This is a genomic window from Ruegeria sp. YKSF070, assembly GCF_059612725.1.
In genome coordinates, this window is record NZ_JBXWRD010000056.1 from 1 (window position 1) to 25,745 (window position 25,745).

The 25,745-nt window shown below is 62.7% G+C and carries 23 protein-coding genes; 9 read left to right on the plus strand and 14 right to left on the minus strand.

All coding sequences use genetic code 11. The features are described 5' to 3' along the window. Positions 1-119 precede the first annotated feature (119 nt). From AC2FL1_RS20060 to AC2FL1_RS20070, 3 genes are all read right to left on the minus strand, one after another. Positions 120-620: a TRAP transporter small permease gene (locus tag AC2FL1_RS20060; RefSeq protein ID WP_496878094.1), complete on the minus strand. Its 501-nt coding sequence runs from the start codon at positions 618-620 to the stop codon at positions 120-122. A 65-nt stretch (positions 621-685) separates the two neighbouring features. Next, positions 686-1,708 carry a TRAP transporter substrate-binding protein gene (locus AC2FL1_RS20065; protein WP_496878095.1) on the minus strand — a complete coding sequence of 341 codons (1,023 nt, stop codon included), beginning with the start codon at positions 1,706-1,708 and terminating at the stop codon, positions 686-688. Continuing rightward, positions 1,705-2,913 carry an amidohydrolase gene (locus AC2FL1_RS20070; protein ID WP_496878096.1) on the minus strand — a complete coding sequence of 403 codons (1,209 nt, stop codon included), beginning with the start codon at positions 2,911-2,913 and terminating at the stop codon, positions 1,705-1,707. Before AC2FL1_RS20070 ends, AC2FL1_RS20065 begins: the two co-directional genes overlap by 4 nt. Before the next feature lie 102 nt (positions 2,914-3,015). Here AC2FL1_RS20070 and AC2FL1_RS20075 point away from each other — a divergent pair, with 102 nt between their 5' ends. Next, positions 3,016-3,483: a MarR family winged helix-turn-helix transcriptional regulator gene (locus tag AC2FL1_RS20075; protein WP_496878097.1), complete on the plus strand. Its 468-nt coding sequence runs from the start codon at positions 3,016-3,018 to the stop codon at positions 3,481-3,483. Positions 3,484-3,872: 389 nt separating this feature from the next. On the opposite strand, the gene AC2FL1_RS20080 is transcribed toward AC2FL1_RS20075, so the two are convergent. From AC2FL1_RS20080 to AC2FL1_RS20115, 8 genes are all read right to left on the minus strand, one after another. Beyond that, positions 3,873-5,219, minus strand: a complete 1,347-nt coding sequence (locus AC2FL1_RS20080; RefSeq protein WP_496825931.1) for an aminotransferase — start codon at positions 5,217-5,219, stop codon at positions 3,873-3,875. Next, complete coding sequence (locus tag AC2FL1_RS20085) at positions 5,212-6,783, minus strand: trimethylamine methyltransferase family protein (protein ID WP_234184346.1); 1,572 nt, start codon at positions 6,781-6,783, stop codon at positions 5,212-5,214. The genes AC2FL1_RS20080 and AC2FL1_RS20085 overlap by 8 nt, the downstream gene beginning before the upstream one ends. Continuing rightward, the gene (locus AC2FL1_RS20090) at positions 6,776-8,008 is read right to left on the minus strand and encodes an aromatic ring-hydroxylating oxygenase subunit alpha (RefSeq protein WP_496878098.1); all 1,233 of its coding nucleotides are present in this window, start codon (positions 8,006-8,008) and stop codon (positions 6,776-6,778) included. Before AC2FL1_RS20090 ends, AC2FL1_RS20085 begins: the two co-directional genes overlap by 8 nt. A gap of 1 nt (position 8,009) precedes the next feature. Continuing rightward, complete coding sequence (locus tag AC2FL1_RS20095) at positions 8,010-10,073, minus strand: FAD-dependent oxidoreductase (protein ID WP_496878099.1); 2,064 nt, start codon at positions 10,071-10,073, stop codon at positions 8,010-8,012. Between the two features lie 65 nt (positions 10,074-10,138). Beyond that, complete coding sequence (locus AC2FL1_RS20100) at positions 10,139-11,200, minus strand: ABC transporter substrate-binding protein (protein WP_496878100.1); 1,062 nt, start codon at positions 11,198-11,200, stop codon at positions 10,139-10,141. 18 nt (positions 11,201-11,218) lie between these two features. Continuing rightward, complete coding sequence (locus AC2FL1_RS20105) at positions 11,219-12,316, minus strand: ABC transporter ATP-binding protein (RefSeq protein ID WP_496878101.1); 1,098 nt, start codon at positions 12,314-12,316, stop codon at positions 11,219-11,221. Next, a complete protein-coding gene (locus AC2FL1_RS20110; RefSeq protein WP_496825920.1) occupies positions 12,313-13,101 on the minus strand; it encodes an ABC transporter permease in 789 nt (262 codons plus the stop codon). Before AC2FL1_RS20110 ends, AC2FL1_RS20105 begins: the two co-directional genes overlap by 4 nt. Further along, the gene (locus AC2FL1_RS20115; RefSeq protein WP_496878108.1) at positions 13,098-13,952 is read right to left on the minus strand and encodes an ABC transporter permease; all 855 of its coding nucleotides are present in this window, start codon (positions 13,950-13,952) and stop codon (positions 13,098-13,100) included. Before AC2FL1_RS20115 ends, AC2FL1_RS20110 begins: the two co-directional genes overlap by 4 nt. Positions 13,953-14,076: 124 nt before the next feature. Here AC2FL1_RS20115 and AC2FL1_RS20120 point away from each other — a divergent pair, with 124 nt between their 5' ends. Continuing rightward, positions 14,077-14,748 (plus strand): TetR family transcriptional regulator C-terminal domain-containing protein, encoded by a 672-nt coding sequence (locus AC2FL1_RS20120; protein WP_496878102.1) that lies wholly within the window; start codon positions 14,077-14,079, stop codon positions 14,746-14,748. A gap of 42 nt (positions 14,749-14,790) precedes the next feature. Here AC2FL1_RS20120 and AC2FL1_RS20125 read toward each other — a convergent pair whose 3' ends face one another. After that, positions 14,791-15,294, minus strand: a complete 504-nt coding sequence (locus AC2FL1_RS20125) for an SH3 domain-containing protein (protein WP_496825916.1) — start codon at positions 15,292-15,294, stop codon at positions 14,791-14,793. Positions 15,295-15,452: 158 nt separating this feature from the next. Between AC2FL1_RS20125 and AC2FL1_RS20130 the strand changes: the two genes are divergently transcribed. The 4 genes from AC2FL1_RS20130 to AC2FL1_RS20145 all read left to right on the plus strand — a co-directional run bounded on the left by AC2FL1_RS20130 (position 15,453) and on the right by AC2FL1_RS20145 (position 22,588). Then, positions 15,453-16,439 carry a 2-hydroxyacid dehydrogenase gene (locus tag AC2FL1_RS20130; RefSeq protein ID WP_496825914.1) on the plus strand — a complete coding sequence of 329 codons (987 nt, stop codon included), beginning with the start codon at positions 15,453-15,455 and terminating at the stop codon, positions 16,437-16,439. Positions 16,440-16,535: 96 nt separating this feature from the next. Beyond that, positions 16,536-18,326: a gamma-glutamyltransferase gene (gene ggt, locus AC2FL1_RS20135; protein ID WP_496878103.1), complete on the plus strand. Its 1,791-nt coding sequence runs from the start codon at positions 16,536-16,538 to the stop codon at positions 18,324-18,326. A gap of 101 nt (positions 18,327-18,427) precedes the next feature. Further along, positions 18,428-19,825, plus strand: a complete 1,398-nt coding sequence (locus AC2FL1_RS20140; RefSeq protein ID WP_496878104.1) for an FAD-binding oxidoreductase — start codon at positions 18,428-18,430, stop codon at positions 19,823-19,825. A gap of 255 nt (positions 19,826-20,080) precedes the next feature. Next, entirely contained in the window at positions 20,081-22,588 is a 2,508-nt protein-coding gene (locus AC2FL1_RS20145) for a GcvT family protein (protein ID WP_496878105.1), read from the plus strand. 52 nt (positions 22,589-22,640) lie between these two features. On the opposite strand, the gene AC2FL1_RS20150 is transcribed toward AC2FL1_RS20145, so the two are convergent. Beyond that, the gene (locus AC2FL1_RS20150; protein ID WP_496878106.1) at positions 22,641-23,069 is read right to left on the minus strand and encodes an EF-hand domain-containing protein; all 429 of its coding nucleotides are present in this window, start codon (positions 23,067-23,069) and stop codon (positions 22,641-22,643) included. Between the two features lie 308 nt (positions 23,070-23,377). Next, entirely contained in the window at positions 23,378-23,968 is a 591-nt protein-coding gene (locus AC2FL1_RS20155; RefSeq protein WP_496825904.1) for an HD domain-containing protein, read from the minus strand. Between the two features lie 101 nt (positions 23,969-24,069). On the opposite strand from AC2FL1_RS20155, the gene AC2FL1_RS20160 reads away from it, so the two are divergent. The 3 genes from AC2FL1_RS20160 to AC2FL1_RS20170 form a co-directional block, all read left to right on the plus strand. Beyond that, entirely contained in the window at positions 24,070-24,921 is an 852-nt protein-coding gene (locus tag AC2FL1_RS20160) for a LysR family transcriptional regulator (RefSeq protein ID WP_496825902.1), read from the plus strand. Between the two features lie 75 nt (positions 24,922-24,996). Further along, complete coding sequence (locus AC2FL1_RS20165; protein ID WP_496878107.1) at positions 24,997-25,608, plus strand: MliC family protein; 612 nt, start codon at positions 24,997-24,999, stop codon at positions 25,606-25,608. Between the two features lie 4 nt (positions 25,609-25,612). Further along, the coding region (locus AC2FL1_RS20170; protein WP_496878109.1) for a pyridoxal-phosphate dependent enzyme at positions 25,613-25,745 on the plus strand (133 nt) is incomplete at its 3' end.

Consider the following 25,745-nt stretch of genomic DNA (forward strand, 5'->3'; position numbering starts at 1 on the left):
AGCCCGATATCCAGCGCGAGGCCGATGATGCCAGCAAATCCGAGGCAATAGGCAATGGGCAGGCCGAGCAGCATGGCGACCAGCATCCCGACGGCAAGGAGGGCAAAGATTTCCATCGCTCAGATCTCCTTAAGGTCTGCAGAAACTTCCTGCGCTTCCCGCCCCAGCAGGCAACAAAGGGCAGTGACGGAGAGCATGACCGCCATCACTGCGGCCACCAGCCAGATCGGAATGAAGAGAAACGCCGTATGCTCGCCGGTTCCCAGTGCGTGTTTGGCAAACGACGCCATGCTCCACGCAAGGAATCCGAAGAAAGCCAGTCCGGCGACCGCAACCAGCGCGCTGAGGCCTCGGGCCAGTTGCGGCGGGTATTTCTGGCGCAAAAGATCGACGCTTACATGACCGCGACGCAAGGCGACGATCGGCAGGGAAAAGAAGACCCCGATCGTCATCAACGCCTGGATGATCTCGTATCCGCCAGGAATCGGTGATGCGAATATCTCGCGTCCGATCACATCGACGAATGTGACAAGGGCGATGACGCTCCAGGCGATCGTGGCGCCGAAGCTGGCGACCCGGTCAAACAGCGCAAAGACGGGCGAAGGCGTACTATCGGACATGTTTCCCCCCTGTTCGGAATGGTGGCGCGGCAGATCACCGCCGCGCCCAGAGTCATTGTCGACGGTCAGGACCCGGAGGCCGAGACTGCGGCGCGGAAGCTGTCGATGACTGCTCGTCCATCGGTGCCCGTATCGGCGATCTGATCGATCCAATCCTGCTCGTATTTCGAAAATGCCGCGTCCAGCGCCGCCTTGAGTTCGCCTTCGGCAACGGTCGTCACCACACCGCTTGCCTCGAACCCTGCGTCGGCCCCGGCGCCCAGTTCGTCCCAGACGCGTCCCAGATCGCGCGCCAGAACCTCTCCACTGATCGCATCGATCGCCGCCTGATCTGCGGGCGACAGCTTGTTCCAGCTGTCCAGGTTCATGACGATGAAGTAGCTCACGTTGTAGAGCCCGCCATCATAGACAAAGCGATTGGTGAAATAACGGTCGAACCCGAAGGCCGGAACCAGCGAACGATCCAGCATGGCACCGTCGACCACACCGTTCGAGATCATCTCGGCAGCCTTCGAGAATGGCGCCTGGACCGAGGTCATGCCCAGCGTGTCGACGACGCGGGTCGCCGCCTCACCGCCGCCGCGCACCTTGACGCCGGCGTTACCATCAATGCTCTCGAACACATGTCCAGTTGTGAACAGCTGACCGGGCCCGGAGGTGAACAGGGTGATGGTCTTGACGTCGCTCATTTCGTTGTTGGCGCCGAAGAACGCGTTGTAGGTCTGCCAGAAGGCGACGGATGTCGCCTCGGCGCTATCGCCGCCACCTGGCAGTTCGACAAAGGCATACTGCTTGAACCGGCCCGGGCTGTAGGATTGGTTTCCAAGGGCGATATCCGCCTGCCCAGTCGCGGCCACGTCGTATTGCCCCGGTAGAGTGCCGACCAGCTTGGGCAGGATGCGCACTTCTACACGGCCTTCGGTGACCTCTTCGACCTTCTGAGTCCAGGGTTCAATCACCTGGGTGAAGAGCGGGTGCGTCGGCGGCAGCGCCAGCGACATGCGCAGACGTTCCTTGGCAAAAGCTGCCCCAGGCAGAGCCAAAGCCAGCGTCATGGCAAGAGCAAGAATTCGGGATGTTCCAGTCATTTTGTTTCCTCCTCAATGTAAAGGTTTGCAGGATTGGAAAGGGCGAGGTGAGCGATTTCCGCAAACATCGCGACGCCTGTCCCGATCACGTCATCGTTGAAGTCATAGGTCGGCGCGTGCAGCGCGCGGCCTTCGGGGCCACCGCCCTGACCGAGCCAGAAATAGGCCCCCGGGCAGGCGTTGAGCATGAAGGAGAAATCCTCGCTTGCCAGGCTGGGATCGAGACCCGTCGCCTCGTTTTCGCAGCGCAACCCGAGGTTTTCGGCCGCTCTGCGGACGATTGCCGAAGCACGCGCGTCGTTGCTCGTTGTCGGGTAGACCTCGTGCAGATCTATCTCTGCAGCGGCCCCGAACCCAGTGGCTATGCCGTCGATGAGGCGCGGAATCTCGCGGTAGAAGCGTTCGGCGGCATCGGGTTGCAGGATACGCACCGCGCCCCGTATCCGCACGGTTTCAGGCAGAACCGTAACCGCATCGGTGGATTCGATTTGGGTGAGGGATATGACGATCGCGCGGCGGGCATCGACCTGCTGGGCCAGGTAGCTGTCGAGCGCCAGTTGCACATGCGCGGCGGCGCTCATCAGCGGCGTCGCCTTATGAGGCATGCCGCCATGCCCGCCCGACCCGCGCAAGGTGATGTCCAGACGGTGCGAAGAGGCCATGATCGGGCCGTCGAGGGCGCCGATGACGCCGGGCGGCAGATCCGGCCAGTTATGCAGGGCAAAAACCCGATCCATTGGAAAGCGCTCGAACAGCCCGTCTTGCACCATTCGCCGGCCACCTGCCTCACCCTCTTCCGCAGGCTGGAAGATGAGGTAGACGGTGCCTGCGAAGTCTCGGTGTTCGGCCAGATGATCGGCCAGCCCGAGAAGAATGACCGTGTGCCCGTCATGACCGCAGCCATGCATGCGGCTGGCGATTTTCGACGCATAGGGTTTGCCCGTCCTCTCGGTGAACGGCAGGGCATCCATGTCGGCGCGGAACCCGATGGCAGGCCCATCGCCCCGCGTACCCTTGATTTCCGCCACAAGGCCACTCTTGGCAATTCCGGCCTCGTAAGAAATTCCTATAGATTCCAAGCGGTTGCGGACAAACCCGGAGGTCTGCGGAAGGTCGTATCCGATTTCCGGATGCGCGTGCAGCCAGCGACGATCCTTGGTCAGAACGTCAATGTGGTCCTGAGACAGCCATGTGACTTCAAGCATCGAATCCCCTCCTCACATATAATTATCAATGATAATTATCTCAGTAAATAATTACATCTGAAATTATCCCGTGGTACAAGTATTCGAAACGCCGGAGGGAAGATGGACACCAACGCAAAGCTTGATCTGATGGAACTCAGGAACTCGGCCGGTTACCTGCTTCGCCGAGTGGACAAAATGTTGCGGGACCAGACATTAACGGAGCTGGCCAAGCTTTCGTTGTCCTCGCTCGAAGGCACCACGCTGTATCTTGTGCGCGAGAACCCGGACTGCACCTTGCGGCGGCTGGCCGAGGCTGTCGATACCGCGCCGCCTTCCATGCACCGGGTTGTCACGTCGCTTGAGGAAAAGGGGCTATTGACGCGACACCGCGACGAGAAAGACGCGCGCTTCGTCTATATTCGTTTGACAGAAGAAGGCAGAGAGCGAACGGAGAAAGCCATTTCAGCCGTCACAGCGGTCGAGCGCGCTGCAATGCAACACCTCAGCGGACCCGAAATCGTTCGGTTCAGAAAGACTTTGGAAAAGTTATTGGAGATTTCGCCCAAAGCGATGTCCGAAATGGATTGAGGATCAGAAACTAGCATGAGACCGCCCCTGGACCAATCGCCCACCGGCGACAAACACTGATAGGAAGCGGCAATTCGTGCATCTTGCAGCAACGGCCGCTCCGGGCTCTCAACCGTCATCTCACCAAATCAGTCGGATGTCCGTATTGTAGCTGACAGGTGCGATGAAACGCTGCGACGGTGCGGGATGCAATCAGCGCGCGGGACGACCCCGCTGGTTCGATGAGGTGACTTTCGACGAGCGCGCGCAAAAGATTGGCGCAGGCCTTGAACCGTCGCAGCTGCTTCTCCCTGGCTGTCCGAGACCGCCCTTGCGGCTATCGACCCAACTCCCGTCCGGACTGGGGTGAAACCCTGCCGGCCATCCGGTCCCCTTGGCCTTGCCCCCGGTCAGGTGGAGGATCTTGCAGCCAGGATTCCCTCTCGCAGAATATCGAACATCTGATGGATTTCCGCTTCGGTGATGATCAGCGGCGGTGAAAAAACGCACATATTGACGATGGGGCGCAGGATCAGCCCGCGTTTCTGGCATTCGGCATCGATCCTAGCGCCAAGCTGGTAATCGCGCTGCAACTCGCCAAGCGCGGCACCGGCCTCGGAGCATTGTACGCAGCCCATCAGCCCCATCCCGCGGGTGTCGGCGACGATGTCGATCTCTGCCAGGTCCTGCAACCGCCCCTGAAAGACAGGTGTCATACGCCGCACATGGTCAAGGATACCTTCGCGTTCGATGATCTCCATACTCTTGAGACCCGCCGCCGCGCTGACCGGGTGACCGGAATAGGTATAGCCGTTGGAAAAGGTCGCCTCCATTCCGGCCACATCGGCGATCAACCGGTCCGATACGATGGCCGCACCCATTGGCGAATATCCCGAAGTCAGACCTTTTGCGCAGGTGATGATATCCGGGTCGATGTCGAATACATCCTTCGAGGCGAACCAGTGACCCAACCGCCCGAACGCGGTGACGACTTCGTCCGAGATATACAGGACATCGTGGCGGCGGCAGACTTCGAGACAGCGCTTGTGATAGCCTTGGGGAGGGACGATGACACCACCCGAGGCAAGGATCGGTTCGGCGATGAACGCGGCCACCCTGTCGGGACCCAGCGTCTGGATGGCGGTGTCGAGATCGGCGACCTTTTCCTCCAGAAACGCTTCCATCGACTGATCTTCGCGACGATAGAGCGGGTTCACGTTGGGCAGAAAGTGGGTCAGGTCGTCCGCCTTGTCCAGCCATAGGCGGTCGCGCTCCTTTCCGCTGACGCTTGCGGCCAGATAGGTGCTGCCATGATAGGCTTTCTGGCGCGAGATGATGATCTTCTTCTCGGGACGCCCCAGCAGATTGTTCCGGAACTGGATGAAGCGGAGCGCGGTATCGACCGCAGTCGAGCCACCGGTGGTGAAAAAGACATGGTTGAGATCACCGGGCGCGCGTCTGGCAATCTCGCGGGCGAACCGGGCCGCAGTCGAATTGGTGTTGCTGAAAGGCGAGAAATAGGCCAGCTGCCGCGCCTGCTCCGCCATCGCCTCGGCCATTTCCGTGCGCCCGTATCCGATCTGTGTGCACCACATGCCACCGGGACCGTCGATCAGCCGGTCGCCCCGGTCGTTGACGACATGAATGCCGCTTGCGCCTTCGACAAGGGTCCGGTCATTGCGGCCAAGCGTTTCCATCCCTTCCCATGGATGCAGAAAGTGATCGTTGTCCCATTCCCTGGCCTTGGTGTTATCCATGGCGCACCGCCATTTCCGCGCGCGTCATGACAATCGGGAACTCGGCGCGCACCTGGGCGTCGGCGGCGCCGAAATAGTTGGGGAAATGGCTGTCCAGGATCCGTGTGGCCTTTTCCCGCGCCCGCTCCAGCAGGTCGGTCTTGCCCTCGTTTTCCCATGTGTCGGTGCGTTCGCGGTCCATCAGCTGAGGGTAGACGAACTCGCTGTTCATATAGGACAACGTGTGCGGATTGCCGAGGAAGTGGCCGGGGTCTATGGCACATTTGTGGATCACGTCCACCGCCATGGTCTCGTCCGACACCTCGATCCCGCGCAGGGTGCGCAGGATCATGCCGCCAGCCTCGTCGTCGATGACCATGCTTTCGAAACTGCATCCCATCAGGCTTCCGATCATGCCGCCGAACTCGCACAGCCGGTTGGCCCCGGCATGGGCGGCCAGTGAAAAGGTCAGCGCCTTCTCCAGCCCGTATTGCGCATCGGGCACCTTGGCATCGGTCATCCCCGCGCCAACGGATGTGGGCAGGCCATAGAAATTGCCCATCTGTACCGCGGCGGCCCCGATCAGCGCCTGCTCGCCGCTGCCCCCGGTGAACGAGCCGCTGCGCAGATCGGTGATGAAGGGCCATGCGGCAAAGCAGACCGGACAGCCGGGGGTGATCAGGTTGACGATCGCCACGCAAGCGAGGGTTTCGGCCACGGTCTGCACCAGCGTCCCGGCCAGCGTGGCAGGGGCGGTGGCCCCCGCCTGCGGCGGCACCGCCAGATCGACGGTCAGGCCCAGTTTGGCGGTGTCGATCAGAAGCTCCATGTTCTCGCGCCCGATCCGCAACGGCGAAACCATCGGGCAGCCTCCAAAGATCACGCTGGGCTTTTTCATGAAACTGCCTTCGCCGCCGGAGGCAAGGTCAAACATGCGGATCGCGTGCGGGATGTGGCTGCGGTCGCGAAAGGTCAGGCAGGCGGGTTTCTGGCTGCCCGCCAGCATCGCGTAGACGGTGTTCATGTCATGCGCGAAATCGTCGGTCACATCGGTGGCCAGAACCGTATCGCCCAGCATGTGGATGTTTTCCAGTTGATCCACCAGCCGGGTGAAATCGTAGACGTCGCGCAGGGTCGAGGGGCGATAGGACCTCGTTTCGTAGTCGAAGGTGGTGACCGCCGTGCCCGAGTTGGCGAAATAGACGCTTTCGGCGGTGCAGTGCATGTCATCCTTACCCTCACGCTCGCCACGGGCGAAAACATAGAACTCCTTTGCGGCGACAGAGAGCAGGTCCTCCATCAGCGCGCGGGGAAAGCACAGGCGGCCATGCTCGTTCAGCACCGCGCCCTTGGGCAGGACAAGATCCAGTAATTCGGGAAAGTGATCGGACACGCCGGTGCGTTCCAGCACGGTCAGTGCGGCAGCGTGGATGTTTTCCATGTCGCGCTGGCTGAGCGGTTTGTACCGTCCGCCCTGCATCCCGCCATGTACCGCCTCGTTACCGGTGGTCGCCTGCTGCACCGCGATCCGCGCGGCACGTCCGCCGCCACCCCGCCGACGGGGTTTTGTGGGTGTCTCAACCATTTGCTGCCTTCCTGAATTCGGGGTCCGACCCGATCATACGTAGATAGAAGTTGTAGAAATCGCCCACCCAGCCTTCCATTTCGCTCAACGGGCCGGGCTGGAAATAGGCCGAGTTCACGCCGGCCTGATTGTGCCGGATGATACGCTCGTCATCCTGAGAGGTGACATGCCAGAGCCAGGTGAGCGCTTCGCGGTCATAGTCGCGCCCCTCTTCAGCGTCGGCATGGACCATCCAGACCACCTCGATGTCGGTCTGCTGTACGTCGCGGGGCAGGAACCGGTAGCCAACCAGGTGATCGGAATAGACCAGGAACCAGTTGAGTGGCCCGATCCCCATATCGGTGGCACCGCCGTCATAGCCTTTGAGGTCACCCAGAAGCGGTGCGAGGGGCGCGCCATCGCGACTGCCGGTATCGTAGCCGGGATAGAGCGGATAGCGGCGCAGATAGGCGCCGGTGAACGGCGTCGGAGCGGCCGCCCCGGTCAGGTCCAGCATCTCGGAGGACAGCCCCGCCGCCGCCGCGCGCGCAGCCAGCGGACCCACGAGTTCGGCCATTTCCTTGGGCGATTTCAGGCTGTGCGAGCGAGAATACTCCTGATGTGCCGGGCCGCAATGATAGCACTCCAGATAGTTCTCGACCGCCAGCTTCCAGTTGGCGGGCACCGGATAGCTGGCCTTGTGCGCCACCTTCAGACGGTCCAGCCCATAGGGCGTGGTGAGTGGGGCCAGTTGTGCCAGCGCCGGCTCCAGAGCCGGTGTGTCCGCGTCGCAGCAGACAAAGATCAGTCCCTGGAACAGCGTCACCCGGACCGGGAACAGCCCCCAGCGCGAGGGGTCGAAATCCGGCCCCATGGCCCGGCCCGCGCGCAACTCGCCTGTCAACTCAAAGGTCCAGGCATGATAGGGGCAGGCAAAGACGCGCGCCGTTCCCTCAGCCTCTGTACAGATGCGCGAGCCGCGATGCCGGCAGATATTCAGATGTGCGCGCACCCCGCCGTCGCGGTCGCGCACGATTATGATCGATTCCGACCCGTAATCGAGCAGGACATAGTCCCCTGCCTCGGGGATCTGGCTTTCGTGCCCGGCCCAGAGCCAGTTCCGGTTCCAGACTCGAGCGATATCGTGATCATGGATCGCCTGGGAGGTGTAAAACCCGCGCGGCATCGCCAGCCCGGGGCGGTATTCGGAAATCAAAGCGTCCAGTTCGGGGGGGCGTCCGGTCATGTCACAGCTCCTCTCGCAGGTCGATGATTTCACGGCGGAACCAATCCTTGTCGGCATCCTGTTGCGGGCGTTCGAAATCACGGGCGGCGCGATGGCCGGAGAACACCGCGTCGACGATCAGGCCCGGCTGCGCGGCATCCCCGAACAGTTCGAGCGTGGTCAGGTTCAGAGGCTTCAGGCTGGCGTGCAGGGTGGTCTCGCGGATGCGCTCGGTCACCAGCACCGCAGACTCGCAGACCACCGGTAGCTGTCGCCCGGTAAAGGCGCAGGCCAGGCTGGCATTGCCCGCGCCAAGTGCCGCAAGCGTCTGGTTGCAGCGGATGTCCACGCCCAGGTCGATCAGCCGGGCCTGAATGCGATGCTGTTCCAGAGTGTTCACGGTGAAGCTGGAAACCAGGCTCTCGGGCGTGGCAAAGATCACCTCCAGACCGGCCAAGGCCAGCTTCTCGGCAATCACGCCCGCCAGATAGACATTGTCGTCATCATAGACCAGGACCGGGCCCACAGGGGGCATCTGGCCCGACAGGATGTCGTCGGGTGTCAGGATGGTTGCGCCCGCTGCGATATCTGGCGCGTGGCGTTGGGTGTTGCGGCCGATGCCGTCGCGGCGCCAATGGGAGCCGGTCGCCACAAACACGTTGCCGATGCCCAGTTCGGCGACCTGCGCCGCATCCAGTGCGCTGTTGGTGAACATGCGCACATTGGCGCGCCGGGTCAGGTCGTTCAAGCGGTAGTCCATCACCCGGCCCCAGGCCGAAAGCCCCGGCAGGCGGCTTTCGCGGGCCACGCGCCCGCCGAATTCGGACGATGCCTCGGCCAGTGTCACCTCATACCCGCGCCGGGCCATCTGCATGGCGCATTCCAGCCCGGCCGGGCCGCCGCCGATCACCAGAACCTCGTCCTGCTTGCCCTTCGAGGTGATGATTTCGGGATGCCAGCCGCGCCGCCATTCCTCGCCCATGGTCGGGTTCTGGGTGCAGCGGATCGGGATGCCAAGATTGTCCGAGGCGACACAGACATTGCAACCGATGCATTCGCGGATCTCGTCGATGCGGCCCTCGCGGATCTTGGTCGGCAGGAACGGGTCGGCGATCGAGGGCCGCGCCGCGCCGATCAGGTCCACGATCCCTTTTCTGACCATCGACACCATCAGGTCGGGCGAGGTCAACCGGCCCACCCCCACGACGGGCTTGCCCGTCACCTGCTTGACGAAGGTGAGTACGTCGTTCTGGTACCCGTCCTGCGGCTGAAACCGGGTGGTGATACTGTCATTGTCCCAGCCCGAGACATTGACGTCCCACAGGTCGGGCAGATCGGCGAGCAACTCGACCACGGCGCGGCCCTCTTCGGCGGCTTGCATGCCGTCAGGTCCCTGCATCTCGTCAATGGCAAAGCGGAAGGCCACCGCACAGGTGTCGCCCACGACCTCGCGCGTGTCCTCCAGCAACTCGCGGGCAAGCCGCACACGGTTTTCCAGCGACCCGCCATATTCGTCGCTGCGGGTGTTCATGTGCGGCAGCATGAAATGCTGGGCGATCGACATGGAATGCCCGGCATAGACATAGACGATATCGGCACCGGCCTGTTTGGCGCGCAGCGCCGCGTCCCGGTGCCAGCGGCGCAACTCGCGGATATCGGTCTTGTCCATGGCGCGGGCGTGTTTCGGCATCGCCAGATCGGCGCTCATCTCGGAGGGGGCCAGGATCGGCGCGCGGCTCAGGTGGTTGACTGCGTGGTTGCCGTTATGCACCAGCTGGATCGCAGCAAGCGCCCCGTGTTCATGCACCGCATCCGTCATCAGGCGAAGAGCAGGGATGTCGCGTTCATCCCAAAGACGCCCCTCGGGAAAGGGAGACAGGTCCGAGGTGGGATGTATCTCGGTCTCCTGATTGGAGACCACCGCCCAGCCGCCCGCGGCCTTCATCCCGCGCACCCCGGCATCGGCGCGCGGGCGCAGATGACCCAGGCCTGTGCAGTGGGGTACCTGGAAAAACCGGTTGCGGGCCGTCACCGGCCCAATCCTGACCGGTTCGAACAGCAATGCGTATGGGTTCGCGTCGGACATGTGGCGCGTCTTTCTGTCGGTTGGGGGGCCGGAGACGCCCATGCGTCCCCGGCAGAGTGAGTGAGTTAGAACCCGGCCTTGATCCGCTCGAACTCGGCCAGCATCTTGGCTTCGAGCTCCGGCGTGACCGCGTCAAAGAACAGGCTGCCTTCGAAGAAGCTCTTGGGGTCTGAGAAGCCGTAGGCTTCGATATTGGCTTGATCGGCCATCTCGAACGCCTTGGTGTTGGAATGCGGATACCCCCAGTTTTCGATGATGTACTGACCGCTGGCGGGATCGGTGAGCGCGTTGAGCAGGTCATAGACCTGTTCGTCCGGCGTGGTCGAGGATTTCAGATGCACATAGCCACAGACCCAGGTGGCGATACCTTTGTCGACGTCCCGCATCATCGCGGCGGGCACTTCGTTCCAGATCAGGTTCAGTTCGGACTGGTTCCAGGCCCAGCCCATTTCGATCTCACCGCTGGTCATTGCCTGATCCAGCTGGCCCGCATCGGACCAGTAGAACCGCATGTTCGGATGGATCGCACGCAGGAAATCCGACGCTTCCTTGAACTGTTCGTCGCTTAGATTGGTGTAATCGGCGCTGTTGCCGGTGGCCAGAGAGGCCAGCGCATAGGCCGACGAGGCCGCATCGGGAATGGAGATCTTGCCAGCATAGGCGGGATCGGCCAACAGTTGCAGCGAGATCGCGTCAGCAGCGATCTTGTCGGTGCGATAGATCAGGCCGGTGTTGCCCCATTCGAAGGGCAGCATGTAGAGCTTGCCATCCAGAACGATGCCGTCGACCTCCTTGATCTCGGGCAGCATATCGGCCCAGTTGGTGAGCTTGCTTTCATCCAGCGGCTTGATCAGGTCGGCCGCCACCCATTTGCGCACCGCGTCCGAGCAGGGATGGGCGAGATCGGCGGTAAAGCCCGACATCAGCTTGGTAAAGGCCTCTTCCTGACTGCCGAAATAGGAATAGCTGGGCGCCTCGTCCCCGTATTTCGCCATGTAGCTGGCAAAGAAGCCGGGGTCCTCGTATCCAGACCAGTCGAAGACCGTTAGATCGGCCCCTCCGGCTCCGGCGCTTGCCGTGCTGATCGCCATCGCGCTTGCGAAGGCCGCAAATCCCTGAAGTTTCATTCTATCCTCCCTTTGACATTATTCGGTGGCCTTGCCGAGATCGATCACGCTGGCGGGCAGTAGCCCCAGCCAGACGGTATCGCCTCTGTTGAAATCGACCGTGTGGAAATAGTTGGGGACCGAAACCGCGATCGGCGTTTCGACGCCTGCAACCTGAACGTGGTAGTGGATGTTCTCGCCGTAAAAGGCGACATTGCTGACCGTGCCCTGCACCGCGGTGGCATAATCGGTGGGCCTCTCGGACTTGATCTCGAGTTGTTCGGGACGGATGCCGATGCTCATCCGTCTGGCGTGGCTCGGCACGTTCGGGTTTCGGTCGATTTGCATCCGGCCAAACGCGACCGTGTCGATCGAAAGGGTATCGCCGGTCTCGTCAAGCAGGTCGGCGGCGATGATATTCATCTCGCCGATGAAACTGGCGACCTGCCGGTCACAGGGGCGCGCATAGAGCGTCGCCGGCGTGTCGACCTGCTTGAGCCGCCCGTTGAACATGACACCGATCCGGTCGGACATGGTCATCGCCTCGTACTGGTCATGGGTGACCATGACAAAGGTGATACCCAGCGACTGTTGCAGGTTGCGCATCTCGAACTGCATCTGTTCTCGCAGCTTCTTGTCCAGTGCCGACAGGGGTTCGTCCAGCAACAGCACCTTGGGCCGCATGATCAGGGCACGTGCCAGCGCCACCCGCTGCCGCTGCCCGCCCGAAAGCTCGTGGGCGCCGCGGTTCTGAAGACCGCCCAACTGCACCATTTCCAGCGCCTCGGTCACGCGCTGGTCGATCTCGGCGCGGGGCACGCGGCCGCGAAGGCCATAGGCGACGTTGTTGCCGACATTGAGATGCGGAAAGATCGCATAGCTTTGAAAGACCATGTTGGTCGGCCGGTTGTTCGCCGGTACCCCTGCCATGTTCTGGCCGTCGATCGTCACGCTGCCCGCAGTCGGGTCTTGAAACCCCGCAATCATCCGCAAGACCGTGGTCTTGCCGCATCCCGACGGACCGAGCAGCGAGAAGAATTCGCCCTGCCTGAGGTCCAGATTGATGCTTTCGGCGGCCACGAAGCTGCCATAGCGCTTTTCCACATCCCTGAGTTCTATGATGTTTCTCTGTGTCATCTGACCTCGCGGGCGGAAGAGCGTCGGCGGAAATACTCGGCCAGCACCAGCAGCAGGACCGAGGTGAGCAAGAGGATAGAGCCCAGCGCCAGCACATTGGGAAGCTTGGCGGGAAAGCGGATCTGGCTCCAGATATAGACCGGCAGGGTGGGCTGGTTGCCGGAGAGAAAGAAGGCGAGCACGAATTCATCGAAGCTGACCGTGAAGGTGACCAGCATGCTGGCCACGATTCCGGGGGCGACGACTGGCAATGTCACCCGCCGGAAGGTTTCGAAAACGCCGACACCCAAGTCATACGAGGCTTCTTCCAGCGAGGCATCGAAATCGTCAAAGGCGGATTTCAGGATCGAGACCGCAAAGGGCAGTGCCAGGAACGTATGGCCCAGCGTCACGGTGAACAGCGAGGGTTTGAGGCCGAGAAACAGAAACAGCACCAGCATCGACGAGGCCACGATGATCCCCGGAATGACCAAAGGCAGCATCACGAGGCCCTCGGCGGCGTGCTGGCCCCGGAACCGGTATCTCACAAAGGCGCGTGCGGCGAACAGACCCATCGCCGTGGACAGCAGGGCAACGACAAATCCGACCCCCAGCGAATTCCACAGTGCCTGGATCAGCGTGTCCTGTTCGCCCAACTGCCGATACCAGTCCAGCGTCCAGCCCTTGATCGGAAAGGCGACGATGGTGCCGCTGTTGAACGAGAACAGCGGCAGGAACAGGACGGGCAGATAGAGAAAGCCCAGATACAAAAAGGCATATGCGGTCAGGGTCGAAGGGCGTCTCATCTGATCCGCCTCCCCAGTGATGTGCTGGCGATGACAAAGACGATGGCGACAAAGCCCACCGACAGCATCGCAATCAGCGACAGCGTGGCACCCAGCGGCCAGTTGTTGGCCGCGCCGAACTGCACCTGAATGAGGTTGGCGATCATCTTGCCATCCGATCCGCCCACCAGGGCGGGGGTGACATAGTCGCCCACGGTCGGGATGAAGATGATCAGGCAGGCCGCAATGATACCCGGCAGGGTCAGGGGCAGCGTCACCCTAAAGAAGCGTTGCGCCGGGCTGTTGCCCAGATCGGTGGCGGCCTCCAGCAGGCTGGGGTCGATCTTTTGCAGGCTGACATAGATCGGCAGGATCGCAAAAGGTGCCCAGGCATGCGCCAACGTCAGCACCACCGCAAATTCATTATAGAGCAGGAAGCCCAGCGGTTCGTCGATCAGTCCAAGGCCCAGCAGCGCCGAGTTCATCACCCCGTTGAAACCCAGGATCAGTTTCCACGCAAAGACGCGGAGAAGGTAGCTGGACCAGAACGGAATGGTGATGAGCAAAAGCCAGATGGTCTTCTTGCGCGCCTTCATCGCGATGAAATAGGCGATGGGATAGGCCAGTGCCACGGTCACCACCGTGACCGCCCCTGCGATCCAGATCGAACGCAGCATCAGGTGGCGCACAAGCGGATCGGCCAGCGCGTCGCGATAGTTCTGGAGCGTCGGGGTCCGGTCGAGCGTCACATAGGTCTGGGTCCAGAACGAATAGGCGATCAGAATCACCAGCGGCGCGGCCACCAGAAAGCCCACGTAAAGCGTGGCTGGCGCGCTCAGGGCGTATCCCCGGGACGTTTCGCTGCGAAAGATCACCCTGTCTCCCTTGCCGAGTTTTTCGAGCCACAAATGGACGATCGTCCATTAAATGTTGCTCCAGAATGACCTTTCGTGTCAATATTCCTGTGAGATGATCCAGACAGCAGGCCGCAGTCGCATGAATTCATTCGAAAAAGCAACCGGCTCAAGGGCAAGGAAACGTGGTGCCAAGCGCGATCCCGAAGCCAACAAGCGGCTTCTCATTGAGGCGACTCTGGACACGATTGCCGATATCGGCATCACCGACACCTCGGTCAGCCGCATATGTGAACGCTCGGGATTGTCGCGGGGGATGATCCACTTGCATTTCGGCGGCAAGGACAATCTGCTCACGGCGGCGGCCCAGCAATTCAGTGTCGAATACTATGCCGCGCTGGACCGGATGACCGATCTCGGGCCCGAGGCATCGCCCGAAGACCGGGTCATGGCCGTGGTTGCCGCCGACCTGTCCGAGACGCTGCTCAACCCGCGAAGCACCAAGATCTGGCATGCCTTTCGCGGCATTGCCAGCTCTCATCCCGGAATCGCGCTCTACAGCAGCACCCAGGACAAGAAGCTGGTCGACACGTTGCGGCAGGCATTTGGTGAGCTCTCCGAACGCGCGGGGCAGGATGCCGCTCTGGCAGATGATGCCACCAGCGGCACGCTCGCCTTGCTCGAAGGGATGTGGGTGAACTATCTGACAGACATGCAGGGATTCTCGCGCGCTGGTGCGGCGGCGCTGGTGCGGCGGTTCCTGGCCGGTCTCTATCCGGGATGTTTCGACAGGGGGCGGGGACAAGCGGGCTGACGGCACCCGGTCACGCGCGCGGTCAAATTTCGCGATTTCGCCTTATTCTCGGACCTCGTCCGGCGCGACGCCCCAGAGGCTGGCCTTGGGCGCCCAGCCGCGATATCCGCCGGCAGATATACGGCACCAGTCGTCCGTACAGGTTCCCAGCCGCGCCACCACGCCCATCTCGAAATGCGCGGCGACCTGCGAGGCTGGATCGGGACGGGCATAGAGCGGCATCATGTCCTTTTCCACCAGCACCGTACGCACGCCCGAAAGCAGCGCGTAGTGCACCCAGCCACCGGCGCCGTCACGGTCCTGCACCTTGCGCCAGTGACCGTGTTCCGCGGTGATCTGCAACGGCATGTCGCGGCGCTTGAAGACCCAGTCGATCCGATGGGTCAGCGACGGGCCCCGCCGCACGTTGCCTTCGTTCGCCTTCATCGAGACATAGCGGGGAATCGGAAGGTTGGTCACCGCGCCACGCTTGGCCTCTTCGGCCGTTGCTGTGCCCGGAGCCAAAGTTACGAATATCGAAAGGGCCGCCACCGCGAGGGGGCGCATGAAACTGTTGAAACCTGTCACTGTCTGCCTGCCGGATTGTCTGCCTGCTCAATCGGAAAAAGCCTGCGTCATTTGCGCATGGGGTTCTTGTGCCCCGCTCTCTCCTGCGCCACGATGCCATGGCGCGCACCGAATTGCAAAGCCGTGGGAGAGCTCAAGTGCCAAGAGAACGTCTGAGTGTTGTCGTAACGCGACGGTTGCCCGAGGTGGTGGAAACCCGCCTGAGCGAACTGTTCAATGTCCGCCTGAGGGATGACGACACGCCAATGTCGCGGGACGAGCTGGCCGCGGCCCTGCGCGAGGCCGATGTGCTGGTGCCGACGCTGAACGACCGCATCGACGCGGGCCTGCTGGCACAGGCGGGCGAGCGGATGCGGCTGATCGCCAATTACGGGGCTGGGGTCGATCACATTGACGTGGCCACGGCACGTCAGCGCGGCATTCTGGTTTCGAACACGCCGGGTGTGCTGACTGACGACACCGCCGACATGACCATGGCGCTGATTCTCGCCGTCACCCGCCGGATCCCCGAAGGGCTGGCGGTTATGCAAAAGAACGAATGGACCGGCTGGGCGCCCACCGCGCTCTTGGGCGGGCGCGTCGGTGGACGGCGGCTTGGCATTCTTGGCATGGGCCGCATCGGTCAGGCGGTGGCCCGTCGCGCCAGCGCCTTTGGCATGCAGATCCACTATCACAACCGCCGCCGGCTGCGCCCCGAGGTCGAGGATGCGCTGGAAGCGACCTGGTGGGACAGTCTGGATCAGATGATCGCGCGGATGGATGTGATCTCGGTCAACTGCCCTTCGACGCCCTCGACCTTTCACCTGATGAACGCGCGACGTCTGAAGCTGATGAAACCCTCGGGCGTCATCGTCAACACCTCGCGCGGTGAGGTCATCGACGAGAATGCGCTGACCCGGATGATTCGCGCGGGCGAGATCGCCGGGGCGGGGCTGGATGTGTATGAACACGGCACCCAGGTGAACCCGCGTCTGCGCGAATTGCCCAATGTCGTGCTGCTGCCGCATATGGGGTCGGCCACGCTGGAGGGCCGGATCGAGATGGGCGAGAAGGTGATCATCAATATCAAGACCTTCGCCGACGGTCACCGGCCGCCCGATCAGGTGGTGCCGGCGATGCTCTGAACCACCAAGGTGGATAGAGTCGAACAGCCTTAGATTGTATCGTCCCCGCATCGCTGTCAGGATGAACGCGGTAACGCGACAGCAGGGAGAGTGACGATGCGAACGGGTATGATAGCGGGCCTCTGGCTTTCGGCGCTGGCGGCAGGGGCCGCACTGGCGCAGCAAGAGGCCGACACGGTGGCCCCCGAAGGCGCGGCAACAGGTCAGGTCAGGCCGTTCTCTGCCGTTGTCGAGGCCGCGCAGGCGGCCAAGGACGCAGGCCAGCCGGTTGAGGCGAAGAATTGGATGGTGGCGGCCGCCAACCCGCTGGCGGTCATGGCCGGGGGCAATGTGCTGCGCCAGGGCGGTACCGCCGCCGATGCGATGGTTGCCGTGCAGACCGTGCTGGGCCTGGTCGAGCCGCAAAGCTCAGGGCTCGGTGGTGGCGCCTTTCTGGTCTGGTATGATGGCAGCACTGGCCAGATGACCACGCTCGATGCCCGCGAAACCGCCCCGCGCGAAGCGACACCGACCCTGTTCCAGGACGACACCGGCGCGCCGCTGAAATTCTTCGACGCCGTGGTTGGTGGCCTCTCTGTCGGCACGCCGGGCACGCCCGCCTTGCTGGAAGAGGCGCACCGCCGCTGGGGGCAGGCCAATTGGGGGTCGCTGTTTGGTGATGCGATCTGGCTGGCCGAAAACGGTTTCACCGTCTCGCCGCGCCTCGCCGGTCTGGTCGAGGCGGACGCTGAAAGGCTCGGCCGCTTTCCCGAAACGGCGACCTATTTCCTGCCCGGTGGCGAGGCCATCAAGGCCGGTGACACGCTGAAGAACCCCGCCTATGCCGCCACCCTGCGGGCGCTGGCCGCGGGAGGGTCGGCCGCCTTTTACGGCGGTCCCATCGCCGCCGATATCGTGCGCACCGTCCGCAATGCCGAAGGCAATCCCGGTGTCCTCTCGGGCGCCGATCTGGCGCTTTACCGGGTGATCGAACGTGAACCTGTCTGCGCCAGCTATCGCGCCTTTGAGGTTTGCGGCATGGGGCCGCCCTCGTCGGGTGCGCTGACCGTGGGCCAGATTCTCGGCCTTCTGGAACCCTATGACCTGGCGGCGCTGGGGGCCGAAAACCCCGAAAGCTGGCGGTTGATCGGCGATGCCTCGCGCCTCGCCTTCGCCGACCGGGGCCGCTACATGGCCGACAGCGACTTTGTCCCGATGCCCACCAAGGGGTTGGTTGATCCCGCTTATTTGAAATCGCGCAGCGAGTTGCTGTCCGGCCCCAACGCGTTGGAGAGTGTCGAACCCGGCAACCCAGAGTTCGACCATGCCTCGAACTGGGCTGATGACATCTCGATCGAACTGCCTTCGACCTCGCATATCTCGATCGTGGACCGCTATGGCAACGTGCTGTCGATGACCACCACCATCGAAAACGGCTTTGGCTCGCGGCTGATGACGAACGGGTTCCTCCTGAACAACGAGCTGACCGATTTCTCGTTCAAGACCCATGTCGATGGCGTGCCCATCGCCAACCGGCTGGAGCCGGGCAAGCGCCCGCGTTCCTCGATGGCACCCACCATCGTCATGCGGGATGGCAAGCCGGTGCTGGCCATCGGCTCGCCGGGGGGCAGCCGCATCATCGGCTATGTCGCCCGCGCGATCATCGCCTGGGCCGATTGGGGCATGAACGTGCAACAGGCGCTGAACGCGCCACATCTGGTCAACCGCTTCGGCACCTATGACCTGGAAGAGGGCACCGATGCGGCCGGGACGGAAGAGGCGCTGACCGGCCTCGGATACAAGGTCTCGGTGCGGGCGCTGACCTCGGGCCTGCACGCCATCGAGATCGGTGAAACCCTCAAGGGCGCCGCCGACCCGCGCCGCGAAGGTATCGCCATGGGCGAATAGGGCGGTCGGGGTTTGTGGGTATTGACCCGCAAGCCCCCGGCTCTTTACTTAACACATGAACCTTGGCGGGGTTGGCCCGCCGGGGCCTTGGGGGAACAGACATGGCTCAGATCACCGCATTGCCGCGTAATGAGACAGGCATCGAAACCGTGATCGGTATCCTGAAACAGCGCTTCGGTGATCGGGTACAGACCGGCCAGGCGATCCGCGAACAGCATGGCCACACCACCACATGGATCGAGAACCAGCCGCCCGATGCGGTGGTGTTTCCCACCTCCACCGCCGAAGTGTCCGAGATCGTCAAGACCTGCGCCGAACACAAGGTGCCGGTCATCCCCTTTGGCACCGGCACTTCGCTCGAGGGGCACGTGAACGCACCCGCCGGGGGCATCTCGGTCGACCTGATGCAGATGAACACTATCCTCGCCGTGCACGCGGGCGATCTCGACTGCGTGGTCCAGCCCGGCGTCACCCGCGAACAGCTCAACACCCACCTGCGCGACCAGGGCCTGTTCTTTCCCATCGACCCCGGCGCGAATGCCTCGCTGGGTGGCATGGCATCGACCCGGGCCAGCGGCACCAACGCGGTGCGCTATGGCACAATGAAGGACAATGTCCTGGCGCTCGAAGTGGTGATGCCCGATGGCGAGGTGATCCGCACCGCGCAGCGCGCCAAGAAGACTTCGGCCGGATATGACCTGACCCGGCTGATGATCGGGGCCGAGGGCACGCTGGGCATCATCACCGAAATCACCCTGAAACTGCAGGGCATCCCCGAGGCGATCTCGGCCGCGCGCTGCTCCTTCCCGACGGTCGATGCCGCCTGTCAGGCGGTGATGACCACGATCCAGTTCGGCATCCCGGTGGCCCGGATGGAGTTGCTGGACGTGATCGCGGTGCAGGCGGTCAACGCCTATTCCAAGCTCGATCTGCCGGAAACGCCGCTCTTGCTGCTGGAATTCCACGGGTCCGAGGCGGGCGTCGCCGAACAAGCGGAACTGTTTGGCAGCATCGCCGAAGAGAACGAGGGCAGCGGTTTCGCCTGGACCACCTCGACCGAGGAGCGCAACCGGCTGTGGAAGGCGCGGCACGAATTCTACTGGGCCTCGCTGCAACTGCGCCCGGGCCGTACGGCGCTGGCCACGGATGTGTGCGTGCCGATTTCGCGGCTGGCGGAATGCGTCAATGCCGCCACTGCCAAGGCCGAGGAACTCGGCCTGTTTGCGCCTCTGGTCGGGCATGTGGGCGACGGCAATTTCCACATCTCGCCGCTCATCGACAAGGATGACCCGGACGAGATCGCCAAGACCGAAGTGTTCACAGCCTGGCTGGCCGAACTTGCCATCTCGATGGACGGGACCTGTACGGGCGAACACGGTATCGGTCAGGGCAAACGCGCCTATCTCGGCCAGGAACTTGGTGCGACCACCCGCTATATGACCGCGATCAAGGCCGCACTGGACCCGTTGAACATCATGAACCCGGGCAAGATTCTCTAACCGGTACGGCGGCGACGCCAGAGATTTTTCGACGAAAAATCTCGCCTCCGGCGGGAGTATTTGTCGCGGAATGAAGCGGTGATGGCCTTTCATTCCGCCCAAAATACTCAATTGCGACCGTGTCCGGACCGGGCGCGCGCGTCGTTGTCAAGGCGGAGGTCGGTTTTGCGCGTTTTTGCGTCGGATGGACTTGGCTTGTGAGAATGGGCTTCGGCATAAACCATGCCAAAGAGACTCATTCCGGAGAGCGGTCCCATGAAAACCCAAGTCAAAGCACTGGTCGTCGGCGGCGGTGCCGTCGGTACCTCGATCGCCTATCACCTGGCCAAGGCCGGCTGGGACGACGTCATGCTGATCGAGCGTGACGAGTTGACCTCCGGCTCGACCTGGCACGCGGCGGGCCTGTTGCCGCTGTTCAACATGTCCTACGCGACCACCCATATCCACCAATACTCGGTCGATTTCTACAAGACGCTGGAAGAGGAAACCGGGCTGAATGCCGGTTTCGCCGTGGTCGGCAACCTGCGCATGGCGCAGACGCAGGATCGTATGGACGAGTATATGCTCTATGCCTCGACCGCCGAGACCTGTGGCGTGAAATACGAGTGGCTGACCCCGGACCAGATCAAGGAACGCTGGCCGCTGATCGAGACCTCGGACCTCAAAGGTGCGATCTATCACACCGAGGACGGTTATATTAACCCCGCCGACGTGACCCAGGCGATGGCCAAGGGCGCGCGCCAGCGTGGTGTGGAGATCGTGCGCAAGATGCAGGCCGATGCCTTCCACTGGACCGGCACCCATTGGGAAGTGACCTGCACCAAGATGGTGGAAAAAGGCGGCAACCTTGTGCCCTCCGACGAGCAGGTCGTGATCACCGCCGAGCATGTCGTCACCGCATCGGGCAACCATGCGCAGCGCACGGCCAAGCTGCTGGGCATCAAGATGCCGGCGATCCCGGTTGAGCACACCTTCATCGTCATGGATCAGGACCCCGAACTGGTCAAATGGCGCGAGGCGGGCAACCCGGAGCACCCCGTCGTACGTGACGCCGACAACGAATCCTATGCCCGCGAAGAGCGGGGAGGCTGGATCCTCGGCATCTACGAACATGGCGCGCCCGCGCGGTTCGAATACGGGGTGCCCGACAGCTTCCGCGCCGACCTCTTCCCGCTCGATCTGGACCGGATCGCGGATCAGTACATGGCGATGGCCGAGCGCGTGCCCTCTTGTGCCGAAAGTGGCCTGAAGGACGATTTCAACGGCCCGATCTGCTACACCCCCGACGGCAACCCGCTGGTCGGCCCGGCGCCGGGCCTGCGCAACATGTGGCTGGCCGAGGGCTTCTCCTTTGGCATCACCGCCGCCGGCGGCACCGGCTATTACCTGGCGCAGATGATGGTCGATGGCGAGGCCGAGATCGACATGGCCAGCCTCGACCCCAAGCGCTACAGCTCGAACTGGATGACCACCGAGTTCGCGGCGCGCAAGAACGAGGAATGCTACGAACACGTCTATATCCTGCACCACCCGGACGAAGAGCGCGAGGCCTGCCGCCCGCTGCGCACCGCGCCCGCCTATGATCGGCAAAAGGCGCTGGGCGCGCAGTTTGGTTTCGTCAACGGTTGGGAGCGTCCGAACTATTACGGCCCGCTCGATGCGCCCGAGAATTTCGACCATGACGCGCGCAGCTTCCGCCGTGGCGGCTGGTGGCAATACGCCGTCGACGAGGCCAAGGCGATCCGCAACGGCGTGGGCCTGATCGACGCCACCGCCTTTACCAAGCATGTGGTCAAGGGCCCCGGCGCCACCCAGTTCCTGGACTGGTTCACCTGCAACAAGCTGCCGAAAGTGGGCCGGATCAACCTGACCTATGCGCTGACCAGCGCCGGCACCACCCGCACCGAATACACCATCGTGCGCAATGGCGAGAACAACTACTACATCGTCTCCGCCGGGGCGTGGACGGAGTATGACGCCGACTTCCTGCGCAAGGCGGCCGAGGACAAGATGGAGGAGTTCGGCTATATCGAGATCCAGGATGTCACCACCCAGTGGGGCGTCTTTGCCATCGCCGGGCCCAAATCGCGCGACGTGCTGAAAGAGGTGATCAAGGACGCCGATCCCGAAACCGCCCTCTCGAACAAGCGTTTCCCGTGGCTGTCGGCCCGTCAGATCGAACTGGGCATGTGCCCCGTGAACGCGATCCGTGTGGCCTATACGGGTGAGCTGGGCTGGGAGTTGCATCACCCGATCGAGATGCAGCGCTACCTGTGGGATCTGCTGCTGGCTGCCGGTGAAAAGCACGGGATGAAGCTGGTTGGCGCCCGCGCCCAGAACTGGCTGCGTCAGGAGAAGAGCTATCGCGCGTTTGGCACCGAACTGGGCCGCGATGCGACCCCGCTGGAGGCCGATCTGCCGCGTTTCGTGGACCTTGGCAAAGACTTCCACGGCAAGGCCGAGATGGAGGCCAAGGGCATCCGCTCCAAATGCTGCACCCTGCTGATCGACGGGCCTGCCGATGCCGATCCCTGGGGCCGCGAGGCGCTTTATACGCCCGAAGGCGAGCGCGTCGGTCGTCTTACCTCGGGCGGCTATTCGGTTGCTTTCGAAAAATCCATCGGCATGGGCTACGTTCGTCCCGAACTGGCTGTCGAAGGCACAAAGCTGAAGGTCAAGATGCTGGACCAGCTTTGGGATGCGGTCGTGACCTGCGACAGCCCCTATGACCCCAAGAACGAGACCATCCGCAAGGACGGCTGACGCCTCCCTTGAGAATGAGAGACGGCCCCGGAACCCCGGGGCCGTTCTTGTTTCAGCCGCCCGGTTTGAAATCGGCGCTGCTGATCACGCCATCGCCGTTCTTGTCGAGCATGTCGAAGAAGGCGGCGGATTTTGCGGTGAACTCATCGGCCGAGACCAGGCCATCGCCATCTGCATCGTTGAAGGCGCGGTCCATCGCCTGATCGACCAGTGCCATCGGCCCCTTGCGGCCGCCGGCATTGGCTTCGATATCGGTGCGCCGGGTCTCGTCGAACAGGTCATATTCGGCGGCATCCAGCGCGCCATCCTCGTTCTGGTCGAACATTACGAAAATCTCGCCGCGTTTCTCGGCGATCTCGGCGACGGTGATCAGCCCGTCGCCATCCATGTCCCAGTTTTCGATGAAATGCGCTCCGGGCGTGCCCTGGGCCAGGGCGGCGGTGCCAAGGGCACAGGCCGAAGCGAGAAGGAGAAGGCGCATCAGAGTTACTCCTGTTTGACGGCATTCATGCGTCAAACGGGTGATGCGCCCCGATCCGTCGGGCCATTTCGCCGCAGGGGGGCTCCCGCCCGTCGGAGGCGCATCGCAGATGCACCCCCTCCCGTTGGGCCGGGCGCCGCGCGGGGCGCGGCGCGGGCGCTTAGAGAGGCCCCGCCCCACGCAGGGCCAACTGTTGCAGGATCGAGGCCAAAGCCATGGCAACCACCAGAATAGCGGTTTTCATGAGCGCGCTCCCTGTCGTCCGTTTCGATATCATCTGAAACGGACGTGAGGTGCAGATCCGTCGCTTATCCTTCGACGGTCTCGTTCAGCTCCATGTGACCGCCGCCGCGCGACAGCACCCGCCGCAGGATCGGCTCGAAGAATTCTAGCGGTTTGGTGGGATAGTCCGGGTCGAACGCGCATTGGTCGTATTCATGGCAGAAATAGCGCGCATCCTCCCAATAAGGGCTGTCGCGATACTTGTCGCGCGCGTTACGGTCGCCGCCCCAGTAGTGGTTGTAGTAATACCCCTGGAACACGCAGTGATGTTGCAAGATCCAGTAACATTTCTCGCTGACATAGGGTTTCATCATCGCCGCGGCCAGTTCGCCGTGGTTGTATGGCGACAGAATGTCGCCCACGTCATGCACCAGGGCGGCTACCACGATCTCATCCTCGGCCCCATCCGCATGGGCGCGGGTCGCGGCCTGAAGCGAGTGCTGATAGCGGTTGATCGGATAGGGGGTCCAGGCCTCGTCCAGCGAGCGGATCGCGTCCAGTATCCGGTCGGGCAGGGCGGCGTTATAGGCCTCTTCATACTCCATCACCGCGTCCCAATCGGCCTGGGTGGCCTCTTCGAAACTGGTCCAGGTGGGTTTTTGTGACTTGTCCAGCATGGCGCGTTTCCTTCGTGTCTGCTTGGGGCAAAGGTAGCAGAGCGCGACTGAGCAGAAAAACGAATTGATTTGCTCAGAGTGATCTGAAAACCCTTTCAGTTATGCAGATAATCGCGCTTGAAACCTTTCTCGCCATTGCCGAGGCCGGCAGTTTCCACGCGGCAGCCCGTGGGCTCAACGTCACCCAGACCGCTGTCAGCGCCCGCATCAAGGCGCTAGAAACCGCGCTGGGGGTCGCGCTTTTCGAGCGTGGTCCGGCTGGGACGCGCCTCAGCCTTGCCGGGCAACGGTTCCGCCCGCATGCCGAGCAGATGCTGCGCACATGGACCTTCGTCACAGCCGAAATGGCCGCCGGCCCCGGTGCGCGCGGCGCCTTGCGGCTGGGCGCGCAGCTATCGCTGTGGGATGCGCTGCTGGTGGACATGGCAGTTTGGCTGGAACAGGAACAGGGCGTTGTCCCCTTCACCCTGAACTATGACCACGCGCTCGACATGGGGGTGGCAGTGGCCGAACGTCTGGTCGATCTGGCGCTGGTGCATGACCGACCGACGCAACCGGGAATCGAGGTAACTGACCTGCCCGACGAACGGCTGACGCTGGTATCGGATCAGCCCCTGACACTTGGGTCGGACGAGTTGCCGCTGTTCATTAACTTGGAATTCTGTGCCGAATATGACCGACTCTGGCAACAGGTGATGCCGCCCGGCAGCCGCCAGCATATCGTTCTGGGCAACGTGGCGATGGGCCTGCGCTATCTGATGCGGCGCGGTGGAGTCGGGTACTTCCCTGAGGTGATGGTCGCGGGTCTGTTGCGGCGCGGACGCCTGTATGCGGTGCGGGGTGCGCCGGATATGCGACTGGCCTGCCGGGCGATTCATCTGCGGGACAATCCGGCTCTGGGCCAGATCGAAACCGCAATCACGGGCCTGCGCAAGCTGCGCGGCGGATATTGACGCCGAGATTTCTCTTGTGCCGGTGAACTGCTATGTTTGGGTCAATTGTCAGTTTGACGTTCCGGAGCCCCCTGAATGCGCACCCTTTTTGCCATTGGTCTGTTCTTCGCTACGCCCGCTCTTGCGCAGCAAGGCCCTTCCTTCGATTGTGACAAGGCGCAGGGCGCAGCGGAAAAGCTGATCTGCCAGGATGCCGAGCTTGCCCGGCTCGACCGTCTGGTCGCCGGCCGCTACGGCGCGGCGATCGACGTGGTCAAGGGTCTCGACACAGGCGCCGTCGAGGCAGAAAATCAGCTGCGGGCCGCGCAGCGCGGCTGGATCAAGGGGCGAGATGCCTGCTGGAAGGCCGACGACCTGCGCACCTGCGTCTCTGAAAGCTATCTGCGGCGCGAGGGCGAGCTGGTGGCCCGCTGGATGCTGGAGGATCCGACTAGCATCGCCTTTTGGGCCTGCGGCGGCAACCCGGCGAATGAGGTCGTGACCTATTTCTACGCGACCGAACTGCCCAGCGTTCGGTTCGAACGCGGCGACAGAGTCGATACCGGGTCGTTGGTAAGAACCGCGTCGGGTGCGAAATACGAGGGCAGTTTTGACCACTCGATCTGGATCAAGGGCGACGACGCCATGTATCGCGACCCGGATCCGGTCGGCAGCGAATGGGACTGTGTATTGACGTCGAATGGTTAACGGGATGCGTGATGACGACACATTGACGGCAGTCGGCAACACACCGCTGGTTCGCCTCCGCGCGCTGGAGCCGGAAGGCGGCGCCGAGATCTGGATCAAGCTCGAAGGCGGCAACCCGACCGGATCCTACAAGGACC